A 22,402-nucleotide genomic window follows, 5' to 3' on the forward strand; every position below is an offset into this window, starting at 1 on the left:
TATTAGGCTTCTTTTTTTGACTTTTTACCACTTTCTTTATTTTTTGGTTGGTAGAAGTTAGGAGGGAAGCTGTTAATCTGTCTCCATAACTCAAACCATATAGGTACATTTTCTAACAAGGCAATGGTTTTTGCTCCAGAGCCTACTCTAATAGCTTTTGGCCAAGGTTCTTGATCATTATTAGGAACAATTAAAACACGATACTTCCCGTTACTACTAATAAAATTTTCGATAGCTACAATTTTAGCACCGTAAGTTCCGTATGATACATTAGGCCAACCACTAAATACCATAGCAGGCCAACCATCAAACTGAACGCGAACTTCTTCACCAATGTGTATCAATGGTAAATCGATAGGTTGTATGTACATTTCAACAGCTAAATCGTAGTCAGCAGGCATAATATTTACTAATTGTTCACCTTCTTTAAAAGTTTCACCAATACCAGACTTTATAGCTTTATTAATATACCCATCTTGTGGAGCTGTAATGAATAATAAAGAGCTTCGTTTGCTATAATTAGCTAAGCTAGTTTCTAGTTTTGAAACTTGAACTTCAGCATCATAAGCACCAGATTGTGCACTATACAAGCTGCTTTCTGTTTTAGATAATTTATCAGCATAAGAAGCTTGTGTACTACTAATAGCTAATTGTGCATTAATAATATTGTTTTTAGAAGTAAAGAATTTGTTTTCTTGAGAAATCAATTTAGCAGATAACTCTTGAAGTTTTGCTCTTTTTTCTTCAACATCCTTTACAGCTTTTAAACCTTCTTTTTCTAAGGTAACAGTTCTATCAAATTGAGTTTGAGCTATTTTTTGTTTTATTTTAATAGCTTCAAGATCAATACTATCACTTTTAGCTTTTAAGTAGGCTTGTTTTAATTTGTTTTTTGCTTGCTCTAGTTTTAATTTACGTTCTCTTTTAATAGCTATAATCTGATTTTGCAAGGCACTAATCTTATTGTTATATGCTTTGGCGGATAGTGTTTTAGAGTTTAACTGTTTACCGGTTCTTTCAGCAAGTTTAGTATCAAAATAGCCACTTTTTATTTCTGAAATTCTTAAAATAGTATCTCCTTTCTTTACAAAATCTCCCTCTTGTACAAACCATTCTTCTATACGCCCAGGTATTTGTGATTGTAATGTTTGTGGACGTTGATTAGGTTTAAGGGTGGTAACCTGTCCTTTGCTAGTTACATTTTGAGTCCAAGGTAAAAACAAGATGATTATTAAGATAACAGAAAATACTAGTAAAAACCTTTTAAATAACTTGTGGTACTCTTTTGTGAAAATGTCTTTTCCAGACTTGAACGTTGTTATGTCTATTTGGTCTGAAACGGTGTTTTTTGATATGTTTAACATGATTACCTAGGATTTAAAGTTAGTTATACTACCTTTTTCAAGGGTAATTTGTTTGTTGCACTTCTCTTTCCAATATTCATTACGGCTTACAATAATTAAACTCCATGGTTGAGAAACATCAGTAATGAAATCAATTATTTTTTCAGCTTCATTTTTTTCAAATAAATCAAGGGGATTCTCCAAAATGAGAAGTTTTGGTTTTTTAATGATTGCTCTAGAAAGAATAATTTTCTTAGCGACTGTATAAGCAATAAGTTTCCCTTCAGGTTTTAAATAAGTGTCTAAACCTTTAGGTTGCTGCTTTAGAAACTCTGTTAATCCTGTGATTTTAAAAATGTTATGTATCTCGTCATCTGTTATAGAAGAATCTCCAAAAGTTATGTTTTCTCTAATAGTTCCTTTGAAAGGAGTTTCTTCTGAAAGAGATAAGCCTAGGTTAGCTCTGTAGTTGTTAGTTAATACACCTTTTAGTGATAAGTCATTCACAAAAATACCTCCATATGTTGGTTCAATTAAACCAGAAATGAGTTGAATTAAACTAGATTTTCCAGAGTTACTACTTCCTTGAAGTAAAACTCTATCGTTAGAGTTTATTTCAAAAGAAACATTATTAATTACTGGTTTTGGTCTGTTGTTAACAACATAGGATACATCTTGAAATTCAATTTTAAAAGGTTTATCTCTATTAATATTACTACCTTTTTGTGGCTCTATGGGTTTATCTATAACCTCTCCGAGTTTTTCTAAAGATGTAAGTACATCGTAAAAAGATTCAAGTCCAAGTATTAATTTTTCTACAGAATTCATAATTAGGATGATAATAATTTCAGCAGCAACAAATTGACCAATATTCATTTGTTGTGTCAGTACTAAAAAACCACCTATAAGTAATAAACCAGCAGTAATAATTACTTTAAAACTAATCATTTGAATATATTGCATAACAAGTACTTTAAAGTGACTTTCTCTAGATTTTAAATAATCATCTACAAGAAGATCACTTTTTTCAAGAGCTAGTTTTGTTTTTCCTGATAATTTAAAACTTATTATAGTTCTTGCAATCTCTTGAAGCCAGTGAGCCACTTTATATTTGTTTTTTGACTCTTTTAAACTCGTTTCCAATCCTTTTTCTGCGGTGTACTTAAAAACAACATAGATTAATAGTAAAACTAACAATCCGAAAATAATAAAAAACGGATGGTAAAAGGAAAGTAGAAGTAAGGCAAAAATGATTTGTAACAGAGCAGAAGGAGCATCAATTAAAATTTTTGAAATACCTTTTTGAATGGTTAACGTATCAAAAAAGCGATTGGCAAGTTCAGGGGGGTAATAGTTTCTTAATTCATTCATTTTAATTTTAGGAAATCGATAACTAAGTTCTATAGATGCTCTGGTAAATATTCTTTGCTGAATAGTTTCAATAATTCTAAACTGCATTAGTTTTAAAACTCCACTAAAAGCAACACCAGCAGTTACTAATATGACTAGTACAATCCAAGAAGCAGAAATTTGAGCTGCTTGTAATAAGTTAATAATAGCTTGTACACCTAAAGGTAATGAGAGAGCAACAATACCTTCAAAAATAGCGTAGTAAGCGATTTGGGTTGTGTCTTTTTTTTCTAATTTTATTAGCCCTATAAATCGCTGCCACGGTGTTAGTTTATTTTTTTTCCTCATTTGAAAGTACGTTTAAAGTTAATTCTGTAAAAAAGGATGTGATAGTAGTGTTTTCATTACAGTTAGTAAGTGATTTAAAATGAGCTTTGACAAATTGCTGATGTAATATTCCTTCAATTACAGTGCTTGCTAATGTTAAAGGATGTTTGTACGAATTGTCATAATTACTAATAATTTCTGCAAAACGTTTTATTACTTCTTTATACAGTTTAAAAAACCCGTCTTTATTTTCAGTATCTACCTCTTTTGTAGAGTATGATTTTGAATTTTCATTGATTATGATTAAGTTAAGTAAGGCTTCATTTATATGAGAAAAGTTATTGTCTTGTTTGGCTTTTCTAGTTAAAACTTCAATAGCTTTAATCAATTTTTCTTTTGGGTTGTTAATACTATAAGTTTCTATTACTAAAGAATACTGAATCCATCCCCAATACCAAGAAGTTAAGTAGATTAAAAGTCTATGCTTACTTTCAAAATAACGATAAATAGAACTTTCGTTCGAGCCTATTACTTTGCCTAATCTCTTGAAATTAAAGTTTTCAAAACCAATTTCTTCAATTAGTATAATACTGTTTTCTATTATTCTTTTACCTAAATCAGATGTTTCAGGATCTTTAATATAAATACCAGAAGGAATCTCTATTTTTAAATTTGATAGTAAATTTTTCATAATTAAAAATTAACTATGCAAATATAATAGTAAAACTATTAATTATGAAAATAAAAGTATTAATAAGGTGTTAATTTTAATTACATAAAATACTTATGAAGACTTTTTAGAATATGACTAACTTTATAGAATAGTGTTAAATTAAGATTTATTTGGGGTAAAAATGAATGTTTGAAGTACATTAAAACTAAAAAAGCCTCAGAAATTACTCTGAGGCTTTCAAATATATGTTTAATCGGTTTTTATTTAAAAACAGATGTAATGTTTAAAGCTACTTCATCCCAAGTTTTTGAAACTCCATCAGCACCTTTATGTAAATCTTTACATGCAGTATTTAAAGATTCTAATGCCTTATTAGCTTGCCAGTCTGTAATTTTCATAGTTGTATTTAAACTGAACTCTTTTCCGTTTAAAGTGTATTTAAAAGGAAGTTTTTTAGTAACACCATTCATGGTTAAGCTAGCGTGACCAATAGAGTCATTTTCTAAAACTAGTTTACCAGAAAGTAATTCAGTATTATCCATTACTCCGAAGAAAAACTTTTTAATTTTAAAATCTCTGCTAGTATCTTTTGTGAAAATACTACTTACAGGAATAGAAAACTCAGCATTGTTGATAGCATCTTTTGCTGTATCAGCTTCACCACCAGCAGTAATGTTTACTTTTTGAAATTGTCCATTTACAGGTACTTTTTCAGTAGTTTTATAAGCTGTCCAGTTTATTACATTGTCAGCATCTTGTAATACAAAAGCGGCTTTCTTTTCTGTTTTAACTTCTTCCTTTGTGGTTTCTGTTTCTTTTTTTGCTTCTGATTTACAAGATGTCATTTGAAAAACTGTAAAACAGATAACTAAAGAATAAACGATTTTTTTCATGATATTTATTTTATAATTGAATTTACTAATTTAATATACTCTTTTTTTGCTTCTCGTTCACTCATACCTCTAAGTTGCATCCAAGCATTAAATTTAAAGGCATTTCGTAAATCACTATTGTCATTAAATGTAAATCTATCTCCTTTTACGGCTTGTTTATAGTAAGCATATAGGCGCAGCATAACATCAGGAGGAAGTTTTTCCTCTAAATCAGATGCTATGTTATAAGCTTCTTTAAACTTTAAATCTAAATCATTTTCCATGGCTTTGGATAATTAAATGTACAGACAGTTTACATTATATAATGAATATACAAATATACGAAGGGTGCAAGGAAAAACAAGCTATCTAGCCTATCTAATAATCCACCATGTCCAGGCATAATTGTACCACTATCTTTTACATTGGCTTGTCTTTTAAGTTTAGATTCTACTAAATCACCCAAAGATCCAAAAACAGAAACGATAACTGCAATGATTACCCAGTTTAAGATAGAAAAAACACCTGAATATTGCCCAATGATAAAGCCTACAATTATAGAAAAAACGACACCACCTATAAAGCCTTCAATAGTTTTTTTAGGAGATACTTTTTCAAACAATTTATGTTTTCCGAAGTTTTTACCCACCAAGAAAGCAAAGCTGTCATTCGTCCAAATAAGAAGCATAATATAAATTATGATGTAAGGCTGATACATATTGTCAATAAACGGAAGGTTTATTAAAAAGTAAAAAGGAAAAATTAAATAGATGGCTTGTAAAAATATTTTTTCACTAAAAGCTTCTGTTTTTATAGGCTTTGTACTAATAAGTAAATATAATAAGACAGCTAAACCGAATAGGGTAATAGCTAGTAAAAAATCAGTAAAATTAATAGTTTTTTTTATTGAAGAAAAAACCACGTAAGCTAAAAGTAAATAGGGAATAAAGCTTTTTAATTTTAAAATTTTAGAAAGTTCCCCGATACAAACTGTTGCAAATATAGCTAATAAACCTATGTATGTTTCTGCAGAAACCAGGATAGCAGAAATAGATAGGATAGCATAAACAAGTGCTGAAAGTGATCTTGTTAAAAGGTTAGACATAGGTTAAAGATCTTCAAAGAGCAGCAAATATAAATCTTTTGTGTTATTGTTGCCATAATTTAAGAAATTATCATCTTCAACTTCAAATTTGTAATTTCTTATAGAGCTGATGTTAGTTGGAATATTACCACTAAAGTGTGTTTTAATTCCCATTAAACCTTCTCCTGTATTTTTTACTAATTGACTAGTTGTGGCATACACAATAAAGTGCTTAGAATGGGCTGCTAGTTTTTGGCTACCTAATTGATTAGAAGAAAATAATATTTCTCCTTTGTCAGCAATTAAGTGCTCACAAGAGGTGAAAAAAGGAACTGAATCTGATGAATGTTGTTGAACATTTACCTCAATTTTTTCAGTAATTTTTAATAAGTCATAATCTGTACAAGTAACTTTTCGCCAATTATTTTCTTGTAAGATGCTTTTTAAATTATTAGTTACTTCGTTTATAGATGTACAGTATAAAAATTTACCTCCTTTATTTATAAAATGATGAACAAAAGAATCATCTAAAGATAAATGAACTACTTGCTCATTGGCAATCTTCTCTTTAGATGATTCTTTAAAGGTTTTAAATAATTTATTGAAAAAATTCATTCAAATAAAAAACTATTCTTCAGTTGTTGTTTCAGTTTTTTCTTCTTCCTTTCCAAACGGTCTATCTCCAAAGATTTTTACTAAATCGTCTTTGAAAATCACCTCTTTTTCAAGTAATAATTCAGCTAACTCAGTTAGTTTATCTCTGTTTTCATCTAGTATATGAATAGCTCTTTTGTATTGATTTTCGATAATTTCTGAAATTTCTTCATCAATTTTCTGAGCAGTAGCATCACTATACGGCTTAACAAAAGCATCGTTTCCAGATGAATCGTAATAGGTAATGTTACCTACTTTATCATTTAAACCGTAAACAGTAACCATAGCACGAGCTTGTTTCGTAACTTTTTCTAAGTCGCTTAACGCACCTGTAGAAATCTTATCAAACATTAACTTTTCAGCAGCTCTACCACCCATGGTAGCACACATCTCATCAAGCATTTGCTCTGTTTGAATAATTTTTCTTTCTTCTGGAAGATACCAAGCAGCTCCTAATGATTGACCACGAGGAACGATAGTAACTTTTACTAAAGGAGCGGCATGCTCTAACATCCAACTTACTGTTGCATGACCTGCTTCGTGGAAAGCAATAACTTTCTTTTCTTTCGGAGTAATTACTTTGTTTTTCTTTTCTAAACCTCCTACAATTCGATCAACAGCATCTAAGAAATCTTGATGCTCGATTGCTTCTTTACCTTTTCTTGCAGCGATTAAAGCAGCTTCGTTACAAAGGTTAGCAATATCAGCTCCAGAGAAACCAGGAGTTTGTTGTGCTAAGAATTCTAAGTTTACGTTTTCAGCTAACTTTAATGATTTGATATGTACGTTAAAAATTTCTCTACGTTCGTGTAAGTCTGGTAAATCAACATAAATTTGACGATCAAAACGACCAGCACGCATTAAAGCTTTATCTAATACATCAGCACGGTTGGTAGCAGCTAATACAATTACATTAGTATCGGTACCAAAACCATCCATTTCTGTTAATAATTGGTTTAAAGTGTTTTCACGTTCGTCATTACCACCTGTCATACTGTTTTTACCTCTAGCACGCCCAATAGCATCAATTTCATCAATAAAAATGATTGAAGGCGATTTTTGTTGTGCCTGCTTAAATAAGTCACGAACACGAGATGCACCAACTCCTACAAACATTTCAACAAAATCAGAACCTGATAAAGAGAAGAAAGGTACGCCAGCTTCACCAGCAACAGCTTTAGCTAATAAAGTTTTACCAGTACCAGGAGGTCCTACTAACAAGGCTCCTTTAGGAATTTTACCTCCTAGTTTAGTATATTTTTCAGGGCTCTTTAAGAAGTCAACAATTTCTTGAACCTCTTCTTTAGCACCTTCTAAACCAGCTACATTTTTAAAAGTAGTTTTAACTTTAGTATTCTCGTCAAAAAGTTTTGCTTTAGATTTTCCGATGTTGAAAATTTGACCTCCAGCACCACCGCCTCCAGCAGCTCCTGACATTCTTCTCATAAAGAACAACCAAATCGCAATTAATAAAATAAATGGAAGGAAGCTGATAAGGGTATCCATCATGCTCGTTCTTTCAATATTTACTTTATCAAAATCAAGGTTGTTTTCTTTTTTTTCTTTCTCGATCTCGTTTTCAAAATTTTGTAAATCACCAAAATTGTAGCTGTACAACGGAGAACCTTTTCTAAAGAAAGGAGATTCAACTAATTTTTTATGCTCTTCTTTTTTTTCTGCTTCAGGCTTTAAAAATATTTGAGCAACATTGTTGTTTTCAACAACTATTTTTTGAATATCGTTGGCTTCTAAAATTTTAGTGAACTCGTTTTTAGAAATATTACGAGACCCTAAGCTACCAGAGTTAAAAAAACTTAACCCTAATAATATAATTAGTATTGGTATGTATAGCCAAAACGAGCTAAACGTAAATTTTGGCGTGTTTTTTTTATTATCACTCATAAATAGGTGTATAAAATGTTAGCAATTAAGCAGGGTTGATTTCGGTAATTTTTGCATCTCCCCAAAGACTTTCAATGTCGTAAAATTCACGAACTTGTTTTTGAAAGATATGTACAACAACATTTACGTAATCCATAAGAACCCATTCAGCGTTACCAAGACCTTCAACGTGCCAAGGTTTGTCTTTAAGTTCTTTGCTTACTACTTTTTGTACAGAGCCCGAAATGGCATTAACTTGTGTGTTCGAGTTAGCAGAACAAACTACAAAATAATCACAAACAGTGTTTTCTATCTCCCTTAAATCTAGTAATTGGATGTCTTCTCCCTTTACATCATCTATCCCTTTAATAATCACAGCTAAAAGATCGTCTGTGTTTGTTTGTTTTATTGTCATTAAATAAAATTAAGTTTTAGCAAAGTTATTGTTTTTTTGTGAGTAATTTATGTAATATTGATACTTGTTTCACTCACTAAATTTACATGAAAATAATCAAACTTAATGCCATCGATTCAACCAACACTTTTTTGAAAGATATGGTGTCAAAAATGTCAATTGATGATTTTACAGTAGTGGTTGCTAAAACTCAAACAAAGGGTAGGGGGCAAATGAACTCAGAATGGGTAGTTGAAGAAGGTAAAAACTTGACTTTTAGTGTGTTTTGTAGGTTTGAAGCTTTGCGTATTGAAAATCATAAGTATTTAAATTTCTGTGTTTCGTTAAGTGTTTTGGAAGCGTTGAAAGGCATAGAAATACCAAATTTAGCGGTGAAATGGCCTAACGACATTCTGTCAGGAAATAAAAAAATAGTAGGGATTTTAATAGAGAACTCTTTAAAAGGTAGCAATATAAGTTCTTCTGTGATAGGTATAGGGATTAACGTAAACCAAAATACTTTTCCTGAAAAATTACCTAATGCTTCTTCAATTAAAATGATTTTAAATAAAGAAACAGATTTAGATACTTTATTAGAAATTGTACTTTTTAAACTTAAAGAAAATTTAGAACTCTTAGATAAAAAAGAATATCAGTTATTAGAAGAGAATTATTTAAAAGTATTGTATAAAAAAAATGTTCCGACAATGTTTAAAAACAATCAGAACATTTTATTTATGGGTAAAATCATTGGAGTTTCAGAAAATGGAAATCTCCAAATTGAATTAGAAGACGAAACGATTCAAGAATTTGGGTTGAAAGAAGTTTCGTTTGCTAATTTATAACTTTGCTAAGTTTTCAGTTAAAGTACCAATAAACTTTGTTAACGGAGCTTTCACCATCATTGCCATCATAGCATTGAACTCACCATCAAACTTTAAAGTTACCTCACTTTCGTTTTCAGAAACCTCATTAATGTCAGCAGCTAATGTAAAAGGTAACTTACTGCTTGCAGCACCTAAAGTAACATTTGAGTATTCGGTTTTATCTTTCATAACCAATCTAATTTCAGGCATTCCTTTTAAACCAAAAATAAAGCTATCACCATCTACCTCAAATTTTTGAGTATTCTCAGGCATTAATTGCTCAAAGTTTTTAAGTTTGGTTAAAAAATCAAATAAGTCTTTAGATGACTTTTTTACAGTTACTGTATTTCCTTCTATATTCATTGTGCTGTTAGTTTTCGTTTTGTTTCCATTTACTAGGTTCAATTCTCCAGTCTTCTAAAGTACGGAGTTCTTCGCTAGTTATATATTTACTGTCTAAAGCTTGTTCTAATAGGTATTCATAGTTACTTAATGTAGTTAGTTCTACACCGTCTGCTTTAAAATTTTCAGAAGCAATACTAAATCCGTAAGAGAAAATAGCTACCATACCTTTAACATTAGCATGTGCTTCTTTTAAAGCTTTTACTGCATTTAAACTACTTTTACCTGTACTAATTAAATCTTCAATAACTACAACATTTTGGCCACTTTCTATATGTCCTTCAATTTGGTTTTGTCTACCATGTTTTTTAGGTTCTGGTCTTACATATACAAAAGGTACTCCTAGTTCTTGAGCAACTAATATACCAATCGCAATAGCTCCGGTTGCTACACCTGCAATCACATCAGGTTTACCATGCTTTTCTTCAACCAGTTTAGCAATTTCTTGTTTCAAAAAATTCCTAACAGGAGGATATGATAATGTAATTCTGTTATCGCAATAAATTGGAGATTTCCATCCAGAAGCCCATGTAAAAGGCTCTTTCGGGCTCAATTTTATCGCTTTAATTTGCAAAAGAAGCTCGGCAGTTTTTTTTGCTGTATCTTTGTTAAAATCCATGCCGCAAATGTATAAAGTTTTTGTTAATGATAAACCAATAATCTTTACAACTTCAATTAAAAATGAAGGGGATTTTCCTGTATATATTTACAAAAATACGATTATTGAAGAACTTATTTACAAGTTAAAAGTAGGTAAAATTGAAGGTGTTTACTTGTATTCGAATAACTTAGCTGAAGTTTGGTTAGAGTTTAAAGAAAAATATAAGGTAATTGTTGCTGGGGGTGGATTGGTTTTAAATGACAACAACGAAGTGCTGTTTATATATAGAGGTAGCAAATGGGATTTACCCAAAGGAAGAATTGAAGAAGGAGAAGGAATAGAAGAAACAGCTATTAGAGAAGTAGAAGAAGAATGTGGTGTTGAAAATCTAACAATACAAAGAAAACTTATTGATACTTACCATTTATTTGTAATGGATAATGAATACCGTTTAAAAGAAACTCATTGGTATTTAATGCACTCAGATTATGAAGGGGAGTTAATTCCACAATTAGAAGAAGGAATCACAGAAGTAGCTTTTAAAGATGAGAAAGCAACCCAAGAAGCCTTAATGAATAGCTACGCTAACATACAACTTGTCTACAATTCCTACGTAAAAGGATAAGTTTATGACACTCTGTCATAAAAAACAATTACTTTTTGTTCTTTTTCTGCCAAAATAATAGAGGAACTCTGTTGGCATACACTTTGACTAATACTACTCGTAAATTTGAATTAAAAACTTAAAAAAGATAAATAAAGATTATGAGTAAAATTATAGGTATAGATTTAGGTACTACGAACTCATGTGTGTCTGTAATGGAAGGAAATGAGCCAGTAGTTATTCCAAATGCTGAAGGAAAAAGAACTACACCATCTATTGTAGCATTCGTAGAAGGTGGTGAGCGTAAAGTAGGAGATCCTGCAAAACGTCAAGCAGTAACAAACCCAACAAAAACAGTTTATTCTATTAAACGTTTTATGGGGAACAAGTATTCTGAGTCTGAAAAAGAGGCAGATAGAGTACCTTATGAAGTAGTAAAAGGAGATAACGATACACCAAGAGTAAAAATTGATGATCGTTTATATACACCGCAAGAAATTTCTGCAATGATTTTACAGAAAATGAAGAAAACTGCTGAAGACTATTTAGGTCAAGGTGTTTCTGAAGCGGTAATTACAGTACCAGCATATTTTAACGATGCACAACGTCAAGCTACTAAAGAAGCAGGTGAAATTGCAGGGTTAACAGTTCGTCGTATTATCAACGAGCCAACTGCAGCAGCATTAGCTTACGGGTTAGATAAAGCAAATGATGATAAAAAAATTGTAGTATTCGATTTTGGTGGTGGTACGCATGATGTTTCTATCTTAGAATTAGGAGACGGAGTATTTGAAGTATTAGCTACTGATGGAGATACTCATTTAGGAGGTGATGATGTAGATGAAAAAATCATTAACTGGTTAGCAGACGAGTTTAATGCTGAAGAGAATATGGATTTACGTAAAGATCCTATGGCATTACAACGTTTAAAAGAAGCTGCTGAAAAAGCTAAGATTGAATTATCAAGTACAACTTCAACAGAAATTAACTTACCATATATCACAGCTACAGCTAGTGGACCAAAACACTTGGTAAGAACATTAACAAGAGCAAAGTTTGAGCAATTAATCCACGATTTAATTGATAGAACAATTGAGCCATGTAGAACAGCATTAAAAAATGCAGATTTATCTACATCTGATATTGATGAAGTAATTTTAGTAGGAGGTTCAACTCGTATTCCTGCAATTCAAGAAGCTGTTGAAAAATTCTTCGGAAAAGCACCAAGTAAAGGTGTAAATCCAGATGAAGTTGTATCGTTAGGAGCAGCAATTCAAGGAGGAGTGTTAACAGGCGATGTTAAAGACGTATTATTATTAGATGTTACACCATTATCATTAGGAATTGAAACAATGGGGAATGTATTTACCAAGTTAATCGAAGCAAATACAACCATTCCAACTAAAAAATCGCAAGTGTTCTCTACAGCAGTAGACAACCAACCATCAGTTGATATTCACGTATTACAAGGTGAAAGAGCGATGGCAGCAGATAACAAAACAATAGGTCGTTTCCAATTAACAGATATTCCTCCAGCACAAAGAGGAGTGCCTCAAATTGAAGTAACTTTTGATATTGATGCAAACGGAATTATTAAAGTATCTGCAGTAGATAAAGCAACAGGTAAGTCACAAGACATCCGTATCGAGGCTTCTTCAGGGTTATCTGATGAAGAAATTCAAAAGATGAAGCAAGAAGCAGAAGCTAATGCCGATGCAGACAAACAAGCAAAAGAAACAGCAGAGAAAATTAATGGAGCAGATTCTATGATTTTCCAAACAGAAAAGCAATTAAAAGAGTTTGGTGATAAATTATCAGCTGATAAAAAAGAACCAATCGAAGCTGCTTTAGAAGAGTTAAAGAAAGCTCACGAATCTAAAGATCTAGCTGCTATCGATGCTGCAATGGAGAAGATCAACGAAGCTTGGAAAGTTGCTTCAGAAGAAATGTATAAAGCACAACAAGATGCACAAGCTAACGGAGCAGGCGCACAAGGAAATGCAAATACAGGTTCTTCATCAGAAGGAGATAATGTAGAAGATGTAGACTTCGAAGAAGTTAAATAGTATTGATTAAAATCAATTACTAATAAATAGTAAAAAGCGGTAAACTAATGGTTTGTCGCTTTTTTTGTTGAAAACTTTAACTGCTAATACATGTATATTTATTTTTTTATGCAAAATTTATTATGTAACCCCTATAAACAAAAGTAGTTACTCCATACTCCAAGAAAAACCAAATCATTTTTAAAACGGAAATACATTCGAGAGTAACTTTTACCTTTAAGCTATAAACGAGGGTGGTTTTTATGTATATTTACCCTCGTTAAGAAGACGCAAGTAATTATTACCCTCGTTAAAAATGACTGAATTTAACAAAAACGAACCCTACAATAATTTACCTTTATTACCGCCTAAACAAGATTTAGAAACAGTAGCTATACTTCGTAAAACAATTACAGCGAGTAGAGCGTTGGCACAACTTAATGGTATGCTAACAAATCTACCAAATCCAACGCTGTTTTTAGATACAATTCATTTGCAAGAAGCTAAAGCTAGTTCTGAAATTGAGAATATTATTACAACTAATGACGATTTATATAAATCTTTAGTTGCTGATAAAAATTTTGGTGATTTTGCTACAAAAGAAGTTTTAAGTTATAAAGAAGCTTTGTTTTTTGGTTTAAAAACTATTGAAAAACGCCCTTTTATAAGCACTAATTTATGTGTCGATATAGTACAAAGCATTAAAAAGAATAGTGCAGGTATTAGAACAACTCCAGGAACTACCTTAAAAAACACAAAGGGAGAAACAATATATACACCACCAGTAGGAGAAGCTATAATACGTGAAAAATTAGCTAATTTAGAAGTTTTTATTAATGAAAATAAAACAATAGATCCATTAATAAAAATGGCGTTAATGCATTATCAATTTGAAGCAATACACCCGTTTAGTGATGGTAATGGTAGAACAGGACGTATCTTATTATTGTTATATCTAAAACTAGAAAAATTATTAGATATTCCCGCTATATACTTAAGTGAATATATCATAAAAAATAAAGCTGATTATTATAATAAATTACGAGAAGTTACAGAAAATAATGATTGGGAATCGTGGATATTATATATGCTAGAAATGGTAGAGTATACCGCCAACAAAGGTTTGAAGCGATTAAAAGATGTAACTGAGTTGATGGAGCAAATGACTACAGAAATTAAAGAAAAACTACCTAATATATACTCTAAAGAACTGATAGAGATACTTTTCAGACTACCATATACCAAAAGAAAATTTTTAATTGATGAAAAATTAGGAACGCCTAAAACAGTAGGTAATTACCTAAAAGCTTTGGAAGATGCAAGCTTTTTAACTTCAGAAAAAGTAGGTAAAGAAAAACTATATCTTAATCATAGATTAATGGCTGTTTTAGAGGAGTCTTAGTATTATAAAATAATCGAAAAGTAAGATACAATAAGTATCAATGAATTCATCCCAAATATAAAAAAGGTAATTGAATTAGTTGATAACTTCAATAAAGAAGAATTTGTATTCGATTTACTGAAAGCATACGGTGTATCTAAAACTTCGATTACACGTTTAAAGAAAGGTACTTTCAATTTATCTAAAGTAAAATAAGTTTTTAAAAGCTCGCCAATAGGCGAGCTTTTTTGTTTTCAATAAAATCGTTGTATTGCTTTTAGAAAGAAAAAGAAACGTTTTAGAAAAGAACAAACCCCTTTCAGCAAGTTTTTCAGTGTGTTAGTTACTGTGTTTATATTTTTATACTCAAATAAGGGAAAAGCACTTTTATGTAGAAGTGCAAAAAATAAAAATTAGAAAAAAAGACACACATGAGAAAAAAAATTACCATGTATGCAGGTGCTATTCTTTTTGTACTTGCAAGTATCACAAGTTGTGATAAAGATGAAGAAATTATTCCAGCAGTATTTTCTATTGATCAAATAGAAAAAGACTTCGGAACAGTAGAGGTAGAGCAGTCTGCTAGTTATTCATTTGAAGTAACAAATAAAGGAGAAGCAGACTTAGAAATTGATGAGTTTGTTATAAAAGGAACAGATGCAGCAGATTTTTCTACAAGCGCAGTGCCTAAAGTAATTAGAAAAGGAGAGGCTTATAGCTTCGAAATTACTTTTGCTCCTTTAACAGAAGGAAACAAAGAGGCTATTTTAGAAATTACTACTAACATAGGTAAAAAAGAAGTAACAGTAACAGGAGTTGCAGAGCCAAAACCACTACCAACTGTAGACTTAAATGTAACAACTTTATCTTTTGGAGATGTAGAAATTAACCAAACAGATGATGCTACATTCACCATAACAAATAGCGGAGATGCCGACTTAGAAATTACTGCTTTTGAGGTAAAAGGAACAGATGCTTCTGAATTTACAGCGGCTGCAACAGCAGAAACGTTAGCTGTAGGAGGCACAAAAACGGTTTCGGTAACGTTTGCTCCAGCAACAGAAGGGAATAAAACGGCTAGTTTAGAGATAACAACAAACGTAGGTGTAAAAATCATAACGTTAGATGGTAAAGGTACTGCGGTAGCAGAACCAGTAATGACATTTAGCGAGTCGCCAATTGCTTTTGGTAACGTAGAAGTAGGTCAAGAATTATCTAAAACTATTACAGTTTCTAATACAGGAAATGCAGATTTAGAGATTACTAATGTAAATATTGTTGGAAGTAGTACCGCATCATCTTTTACAGTAATAGGAGGAACAAGTTCATTAATAAGAACTATTGCTCCAGGTGATACATATACTTTTGAAGTTAAATTTATTCCAAGTTCAGAAGGGTATGTTTCAGCATCTATTAGGCTTTATAATAATGCTTATGATATTGGTTATACGTTTTTAGGAATGAATGGAACAGGAACAGCGCCAGCACAACCTGCAATTGCTTTTAGTGAAACAGGATTGGGTTTTGGTGATGTTACTGTAGGAAACTCTGGAAATGATTTAACTTTTGCTATTCAGAATAATGGTCAAGGAAATTTAGAGGTAAGTAATATTAGAATTAGCGGAGCTAACGCAAGTGATTTTAACTTAATTAATGTGTCTGCTCCACAAACAATTGTGTCTAATGGCTCATATACTGTTACTGTTAGATTTACACCTCAATCAGAAGGGCAGAAATACGCACAAGTTTTTGTAGAAAATAATGACCCTACAAAACCTAACCATGGACTTATTGTTGAAGGAAAAGGATTACAGGCTACGACAGGAAATGTAGTATCTATTCCAGACGCTAACTTTAAGGCGGCATTAGTTGGAAATTCATCGATTAATACGAACGGAGATACTGAAATTCAAGTTTCAGAGGCTCAGGCTTTCACGGGTGAAATTAGAGTAGATGGATTGAGTATTTCAGATGTAACAGGTTTAGAAGCTTTTGAAAATATTTCACGATTTAATGCAATGAATAACGCTTTAACTAGTATAGATTTAAGCCAAAACACAGCAATAACAAGATTAGTATTAAGACAGAATAATTTAACCGCTTTAGATCTTTCAGCTAATACAGCTTTAGAAACTATATTAATTGACCAGAATAGTATAAGCTCAATAGATTTATCTAATCACTCAAGCTTAGCTATCCTAGATTGTAGAGATAATAATATCTCAACATTATTATTACCAACAACGAATAGCATGAATCATTTATACTTAGAGGAAAATCAAATTAGTACGTTAGATGTTTCTATGTATCCAGAATTAAGAACTTTATATGTTTACAACAACAATTTAACAAGTGTAGATATTTCTAATAATTCAAAACTTTATGTTTTAGATGTTAGAAGTAACAATTTAACAAGTTTAAACGTAGCAAATGGTAATAATGTAAATATCCGTTTTATGGTTGCAGATGGAAATGATGACTTAACGTGTATTCAACATGATGCTGGTTTTGATCCTTTAAACCCACCAAATACGCAAGCAAACCAATGGGCTAAGCCATCTGGAGCTTCTTGGAGCACAGTCGCATGTCAATAAAAAACATTCCCTTTAAATAGTAATTCAAGAAAGAAAGTTACCTGTGTAAAAGCAGGTAGCTTTTAATAACATAAAAACAGTAATAGAAATGAAAAAATATACAATATTAGTTTGTTTATTCTTCGCTAGTTTTTTGTTTCATCAAACAGCCAATGCTCAGTTTGGTAACATGTTAAAAAAAGCTAAGCAAAAAGTAACAAAAAAAATAGAAGAGAAAGCTTCTTCATCAATAGAAAAATCAACTACAAGTTCAGATACTAATTCAACGTCTAATACAAATGAGTATTCAGATGAAGAGTTTAAAAAAGAGTTAGCTAAAAAGTATCCCAACGATAAAGAAAAGCAAGATTTTTATTTTAAAAAGTATAAAGAATATCAACAAAAGCAAGCAGCAGAAAAAGAGGCTTTGTTAGCTAAAGAAAATAGTAAAGGGAAAGTAGTGAATGAAATTCCTTCACCTATAGAAAGTAGTGAAAATGATAAATTTAAAGACAATCAAATTTATGTATTAAACAGAACGAAATTTAAAAAAATGCCTGCTTACGATGGTGGTTTTTCTGATAAGATGGAACTGTCTGGTTACTACCATTTATCACAATACTTTGTTAGAAATCCTTCAAGTCATTTTGATAGCAATCCAGGTGATATTTACGAAGGCTTTTCTATTGAATATGATCCGACAACGTATCAATTAAACGCTTATTTCACTCCAGAACAAAAACGTTATGGTGTAGTTCCAGAGCAATATAGAAAATCTGCAGACAAAGGAAATATTCAGTTTCAGTTTGGAATGGGAGGTGGACCAGAGTGGACCAATGCTAATGTGCTTTTATTAGAACCAGGGGTGTTGTTAATAGGGGCTGAAGTATATCATAAAAATGATAATGAAGGCCATAAATGGATGAATAATGCTCAACCAAAACAGTTTGTGATTGCTGCTAAAAATCCAGAAAAAATTAAGAAGTATTATAAAAATCCTGAATTAACATCTCAAACAACTTTTGCTAAGTTTGATAACTTACGTAAAGATTGGTTAGGAGCAAAGTTAAATAGTGTAACAATGCCAGCAAAAGGTAGTTTAAACAGTAGTTTGATAGGAATTGCTACCAAAGGGTTAAATGCTTATTACGGTAAAACAAGTATGAAGAACTTAAAGCAATATGTTACTTCAAACAAGTGGTCAACAGTAAAGCATAAAGTAACAGGAGTTCCTTTGTATCAATGGGTAGTTGGAGCCGTAGTTCAGGAAAACTCTGATGGGCAGTGTATGTTACAACAATTTATTTTACGAAGAGATTATACAGGGGGGGGAAAATACGGAGAAGTTTATTTTAATGGAATTAGCCGAACTGGAGGAGCACCTTACGGAGGATATTGTAAGTGTGACGCAAAGCCTTAAAAATAACAATGAAACTTCATGTTAAAAAAAGAAGAGTAAAAAAAGATACACTCATACGGTTCATAAATTCCTATTTATACCATTAATTTTTAGAGGTAAATTTTTTTGGTTAAAAAGAGTTATAATTGAAAAGTCATTTAATGGTTATAAATTGACTATCATAGGAGTTAATTAATTTTAAACTAAGAACAGTTGTGAATAAAGGTGGTGTTTTGCGTATTATTGCATAGCCACCTTTTTTATAGTGATATTAAATTTGTGAAAAAAACTTTTTACATACTTGTTTTCGTATTTCTTTTCTTTGAAAATGTTTTTTCACAAGAGCCTTTTTATACGCAATTTACATCGGATGATGGTCTAGCTTCTCTGGCTAATTTTAATATTATTCAAGATAAAGATAATCTTGTTTGGGTTGGTGCAGAACAAGGATTGTTTTACTACAATGGTAAAAAATTTATTAAGGTAAAAAATACGATTGCTACCACTAAAAGTATCTTCAATTTACAAATTGATGATGAGGGGCAAATATGGTGTTCTACAATTTCAGGACATATTTATAAAGTTGTAAATAAAGAGTTACAGCTATTTAAAGACTTTTCTAATGAGTTAAAAGGAACCTTTGCTCATTTAATGGTTTTTAAAAATGATATTTTCTTTATTTCTCAGAGGAAGAGTTTTCAGATAGATAAAAAAACAGGATCAGTAAAAAAAGACTTAAATGCTGAGGTTTCTAAAATAGCAAAATCTGAAAACGGTTTTTTTTATTACAATTTAAAAGAAACAAATACGATTACTCATGTTTATGAAGAAGAGGGAATACCAGTTTTCAAAAAAGTAAAATGTGATAAAAAAAGATTTTCTTTAGATGAAGAGAATTTTCAGATGTTTCAGTGGTTTGATGAGATTGTTGTTAAACTTGATAGTGATGTATCAAAAGCGTTTTCAATTAATATTCATACAAGAGAAATTAGTTTTATAAAACTTCCGAATAATTTTCAAAAAGCTCAGGTATACAATACAAAGAAGTTTCAGAAAAACTGGTTGTTAACATCAAATGGTATTTATAAAACTTTAGAAAAAACAAAAGTTAATGATACCGAACAAATTTTTAAAGATTATCATATAACGGATGTTTTAAAAGATAATGAAAATAATTATTGGTTAACTACACTTCAGAATGGTGTTTTTGTAGTACCAAGTTTAGGAATAACAAAGAAGAGTTTTTTAGAGATAAAAGAAGATATTATCTCAATAGAAGTTGTAGCAGAAAATCGTTTGTTACTAGGTACCCAAAATGGTAATTTAATAGATTATAATACACAAAATAACAATTATACAATTTCGAATTTACCGAACCAGCGACCGGTAAATAGAATCAAATATGATGAAATACTCGATAGGGCATATATAAGTACTAACGGAACGAGTAGCTATATTTATGATTTAAAGAGTAAAAAAATGACGAATGTTGGGAGTCAATTTACAACAGCTAAAGGTTTTGCTCAAATAAGTAAGGATTCGCTGGTGTATTTATCGTACCGACATGCTATTATTTACACCCATTTGTCAAAAAATAAAGAGCATATAGTTTTAGATAGTAAAAGACCTATTGGTACTCATTACGATTCTAAAAATAAACTCATTTACGTAACTTATATTGACGGAACGGTAGTTTATAATAAGAAACTACAAACCATTCCCGTAAGTTATCAAAACAAGCCTATTATTTTTTCTGAATACACTCAAACTTCTAATGGTAAAATATGGGCAACCACAAAAGATAAAATCTTAGGGTTAGAAGCTGGAAAAGTTACCGACAGCATTACGTATTCAACGGGGTTGTTGCAATCTCAAATAAAAGGAATTTTAGGAAAAGATAATTTTCTGTGGATTGTTACTGAAAAAGGGATACAGCGATATGATACAGATAAAAAATCGATAAAAACAATCAATTTAACTGATAAAAGTGCTATAAAGTTCAAACATCCGGTTGTTCAAAACGATTATTTATGGGTGCCTGGAAATAATTTTTTATGTAGAGTAGATATATCTATTCCAGATCTAATGCAACCTAAAACAGCCCCATTGGCCTATATAAGCAATGTTAAAATTGGAGGTGAAGAGCAAGAAATAAAAACAAAGTATGAGCTACCTTATAAAACCAATGATATTACATTTAATTTTAATGCAAACGGATTTAAAGCTAGTAGTAAAAATGTTTTTCAATATAAACTCTTGGGTTTCAATACCGAATGGCAAACATCAGAACTGAATGATGATGTTGTTAGGTATATTGGAATTCCATCTGGAAAATATGAGTTTTTACTTAGAACCAAAAGTTTAGATGGAAGTATTGGGGAAGAAAGTAAAGGCGTTAAAATTATTGTTCAAAAACCTTTTTGGGAGAATTGGTGGTTCATAGCTGCTGTATTTTTCACATCAGTTTTAGTGATAGTAATGTATTACCGAATTAAGTTACAGTGGAAAGAGAAAGAAGGAGAGCGAGAGTTAGAAAAAGTGATTTTAGCTAGTAGAATAAGTAAGTTACGATTAGAGAACTTACGCTCACAAATGAATCCTCATTTTATTTTTAATTCTTTAGGAGCAATTCAAGATTATGTAATGAAGAACGAGAAATATTTAGCGAGTGATTATCTGGTCAAATTTTCCCGTTTGATTAGAATGTATTTAAATCATAGTAGGGTTAATGTAATATCGCTAAAAGAAGAACTCAATTCGCTAGAAACTTATATAGCATTAGAACAATTACGATTTGAGAATAAATTTAAAGTTCATTTCTTAGTAGATAAGAATTTAAATAAAGATCAATTTGAAGTTCCACCGTTATTTTTACAACCGTTTGTAGAAAATGCCATAAAACATGGACTTGTTCATAAAAAGGAACAAGGGAATTTATGGATAACAATTAAAAATAAGACTAATAATTTGTTAATTGTAACTATAGAGGATGATGGTATTGGAAGGGAAAAATCATTAGAAATCAATAAGAAAAGACAAGGACATAAATCTTTTGCTGTGAACGCAACTCAAGAGCGAGTTTCACTATATAAGAAAGAAAAGTTATTTGATATTTCAGTAGAGTTTACAGATAAAGTTGATGAAAATAATAAGGCTACAGGAACGGTAGTAACACTAAAAATAAAAAGAATTTAAAAATGAAAGCGTTAATAATTGATGATGAGGCAAAAGCACGTAGCGTAATGGAAACGATGCTTACAGAATTCTTCCCTGAAATAAAAAGTATTAATACAGCTGACAACTTGTTGAATGGAGTAAAAGAAATAAATCAGCATGCTCCTGATATTGTTTTTCTAGATATTGAAATGCCAGAATATTCAGGGTTAGAAATTTTAGACTTTATTTCTGAGCCTATCGAATTTCAATTAATTTTTACAACAGCCTATCAACAATATGCGCTAGATGCATTAAAGTTATCGGCAATAGATTATTTGGTAAAACCTATTGATAGAGAAGAATTACGAGTAGCTATAAATAAGGCTAAAGTAAATATAGAGCAGAAAAAGGTTTCAGCGCAATTTTCGGAGCTAAAAAAAGCAATTCAATCCTTATCGTCACATAAAATAGCTTTAGAAGTTCCTGGAGAAATCATTTTTGTATCTCATGAAGATATCTTGTATTTAGAAGCAGATGGTATGTATACAAAGGTACATCTGGCAAATAAAGAAAAGCAGCTTATTAGTAAACCGTTATCATATTTCGAAAATCAACTTCAAAGCAATAACTTATTTTTCAGGTGCCACAGGTCTTTCTTAATTAACCTCCATTATTTAGAGAAGTTTATAAAAAAAGATGGAGATTTTTTGTTGATGCAAAATCAAACAACAATACCTATTTCTAAAACAAAAAAGCAAGAATTTTTAAAGATTATAAAAGAAGTGTTTTAGATTTGC

Annotated in this window: 19 protein-coding genes; 8 read left to right on the plus strand and 11 right to left on the minus strand. The window is 31.0% G+C overall.

The genetic code is table 11. The features are described 5' to 3' along the window. Positions 1–2 precede the first annotated feature (2 nt). The 9 genes from Q0663_RS05065 to rsfS all read right to left on the minus strand — a co-directional run bounded on the left by Q0663_RS05065 (position 3) and on the right by rsfS (position 8,599). Positions 3–1,364, minus strand: coding sequence for an HlyD family efflux transporter periplasmic adaptor subunit (locus Q0663_RS05065; RefSeq protein ID WP_299007422.1), 1,362 nt, complete (start codon positions 1,362–1,364; stop codon positions 3–5). A 6-nt stretch (positions 1,365–1,370) separates the two neighbouring features. Beyond that, a complete protein-coding gene (locus Q0663_RS05070; protein WP_299007424.1) occupies positions 1,371–3,041 on the minus strand; it encodes a peptidase domain-containing ABC transporter in 1,671 nt (556 codons plus the stop codon). Continuing rightward, complete coding sequence (locus Q0663_RS05075; protein WP_299007426.1) at positions 3,025–3,711, minus strand: TetR/AcrR family transcriptional regulator; 687 nt, start codon at positions 3,709–3,711, stop codon at positions 3,025–3,027. Before Q0663_RS05075 ends, Q0663_RS05070 begins: the two co-directional genes overlap by 17 nt. A gap of 242 nt (positions 3,712–3,953) precedes the next feature. Then, on the minus strand, positions 3,954–4,586 hold the full coding sequence (locus Q0663_RS05080; protein ID WP_299007429.1) for a YceI family protein: 633 nt from the start codon (positions 4,584–4,586) through the stop codon (positions 3,954–3,956). 5 nt (positions 4,587–4,591) lie between these two features. Further along, the gene (locus Q0663_RS05085; protein ID WP_299007432.1) at positions 4,592–4,849 is read right to left on the minus strand and encodes an acyl-CoA-binding protein; all 258 of its coding nucleotides are present in this window, start codon (positions 4,847–4,849) and stop codon (positions 4,592–4,594) included. 29 nt (positions 4,850–4,878) lie between these two features. Further along, positions 4,879–5,670, minus strand: a complete 792-nt coding sequence (locus tag Q0663_RS05090; protein WP_299007435.1) for a phosphatidate cytidylyltransferase — start codon at positions 5,668–5,670, stop codon at positions 4,879–4,881. 3 nt (positions 5,671–5,673) lie between these two features. Then, complete coding sequence (locus Q0663_RS05095; protein WP_299007438.1) at positions 5,674–6,264, minus strand: hypothetical protein; 591 nt, start codon at positions 6,262–6,264, stop codon at positions 5,674–5,676. Positions 6,265–6,276: 12 nt separating this feature from the next. Next, a complete protein-coding gene (gene ftsH / locus Q0663_RS05100) occupies positions 6,277–8,205 on the minus strand; it encodes an ATP-dependent zinc metalloprotease FtsH (protein ID WP_299007441.1) in 1,929 nt (642 codons plus the stop codon). A 25-nt stretch (positions 8,206–8,230) separates the two neighbouring features. Continuing rightward, a complete protein-coding gene (gene rsfS / locus Q0663_RS05105; protein WP_028893075.1) occupies positions 8,231–8,599 on the minus strand; it encodes a ribosome silencing factor in 369 nt (122 codons plus the stop codon). A gap of 86 nt (positions 8,600–8,685) precedes the next feature. Here rsfS and Q0663_RS05110 point away from each other — a divergent pair, with 86 nt between their 5' ends. Further along, positions 8,686–9,423 (plus strand): biotin--[acetyl-CoA-carboxylase] ligase, encoded by a 738-nt coding sequence (locus Q0663_RS05110; protein WP_299007444.1) that lies wholly within the window; start codon positions 8,686–8,688, stop codon positions 9,421–9,423. Here Q0663_RS05110 and Q0663_RS05115 read toward each other — a convergent pair. Together Q0663_RS05115 and pyrE are read right to left on the minus strand one after the other, a co-directional pair. Beyond that, the gene (locus Q0663_RS05115; protein ID WP_299007446.1) at positions 9,418–9,807 is read right to left on the minus strand and encodes an SRPBCC family protein; all 390 of its coding nucleotides are present in this window, start codon (positions 9,805–9,807) and stop codon (positions 9,418–9,420) included. The two genes, Q0663_RS05110 and Q0663_RS05115, sit on opposite strands and share 6 nt — an antisense overlap. A 7-nt stretch (positions 9,808–9,814) precedes the next feature. Continuing rightward, positions 9,815–10,465 carry an orotate phosphoribosyltransferase gene (gene pyrE, locus Q0663_RS05120; RefSeq protein ID WP_028893078.1) on the minus strand — a complete coding sequence of 217 codons (651 nt, stop codon included), beginning with the start codon at positions 10,463–10,465 and terminating at the stop codon, positions 9,815–9,817. Between the two features lie 7 nt (positions 10,466–10,472). Here pyrE and Q0663_RS05125 point away from each other — a divergent pair, with 7 nt between their 5' ends. The 7 genes from Q0663_RS05125 to Q0663_RS05155 all read left to right on the plus strand — a co-directional run bounded on the left by Q0663_RS05125 (position 10,473) and on the right by Q0663_RS05155 (position 22,396). Beyond that, complete coding sequence (locus tag Q0663_RS05125) at positions 10,473–11,072, plus strand: NUDIX domain-containing protein (protein ID WP_299007449.1); 600 nt, start codon at positions 10,473–10,475, stop codon at positions 11,070–11,072. A 140-nt stretch (positions 11,073–11,212) separates the two neighbouring features. Continuing rightward, positions 11,213–13,117 (plus strand): molecular chaperone DnaK, encoded by a 1,905-nt coding sequence (dnaK, locus tag Q0663_RS05130; RefSeq protein WP_299007452.1) that lies wholly within the window; start codon positions 11,213–11,215, stop codon positions 13,115–13,117. Between the two features lie 295 nt (positions 13,118–13,412). Beyond that, complete coding sequence (locus Q0663_RS05135) at positions 13,413–14,498, plus strand: Fic/DOC family N-terminal domain-containing protein (RefSeq protein WP_299007455.1); 1,086 nt, start codon at positions 13,413–13,415, stop codon at positions 14,496–14,498. A 410-nt stretch (positions 14,499–14,908) separates the two neighbouring features. Then, positions 14,909–17,071, plus strand: a complete 2,163-nt coding sequence (locus Q0663_RS05140) for a choice-of-anchor D domain-containing protein (protein WP_299007458.1) — start codon at positions 14,909–14,911, stop codon at positions 17,069–17,071. Positions 17,072–17,159: 88 nt separating this feature from the next. After that, the gene (locus Q0663_RS05145) at positions 17,160–18,470 is read left to right on the plus strand and encodes a hypothetical protein (RefSeq protein ID WP_299007460.1); all 1,311 of its coding nucleotides are present in this window, start codon (positions 17,160–17,162) and stop codon (positions 18,468–18,470) included. A gap of 258 nt (positions 18,471–18,728) precedes the next feature. Next, the gene (locus Q0663_RS05150) at positions 18,729–21,644 is read left to right on the plus strand and encodes a histidine kinase (RefSeq protein ID WP_299007463.1); all 2,916 of its coding nucleotides are present in this window, start codon (positions 18,729–18,731) and stop codon (positions 21,642–21,644) included. Positions 21,645–21,646: 2 nt separating this feature from the next. Beyond that, positions 21,647–22,396 carry a LytTR family DNA-binding domain-containing protein gene (locus Q0663_RS05155; RefSeq protein ID WP_299007466.1) on the plus strand — a complete coding sequence of 250 codons (750 nt, stop codon included), beginning with the start codon at positions 21,647–21,649 and terminating at the stop codon, positions 22,394–22,396. Positions 22,397–22,402 lie beyond the last annotated feature (6 nt).

This window comes from uncultured Tenacibaculum sp. (assembly GCF_947504135.1).
GTDB lineage: Bacteria > Bacteroidota > Bacteroidia > Flavobacteriales > Flavobacteriaceae > Polaribacter.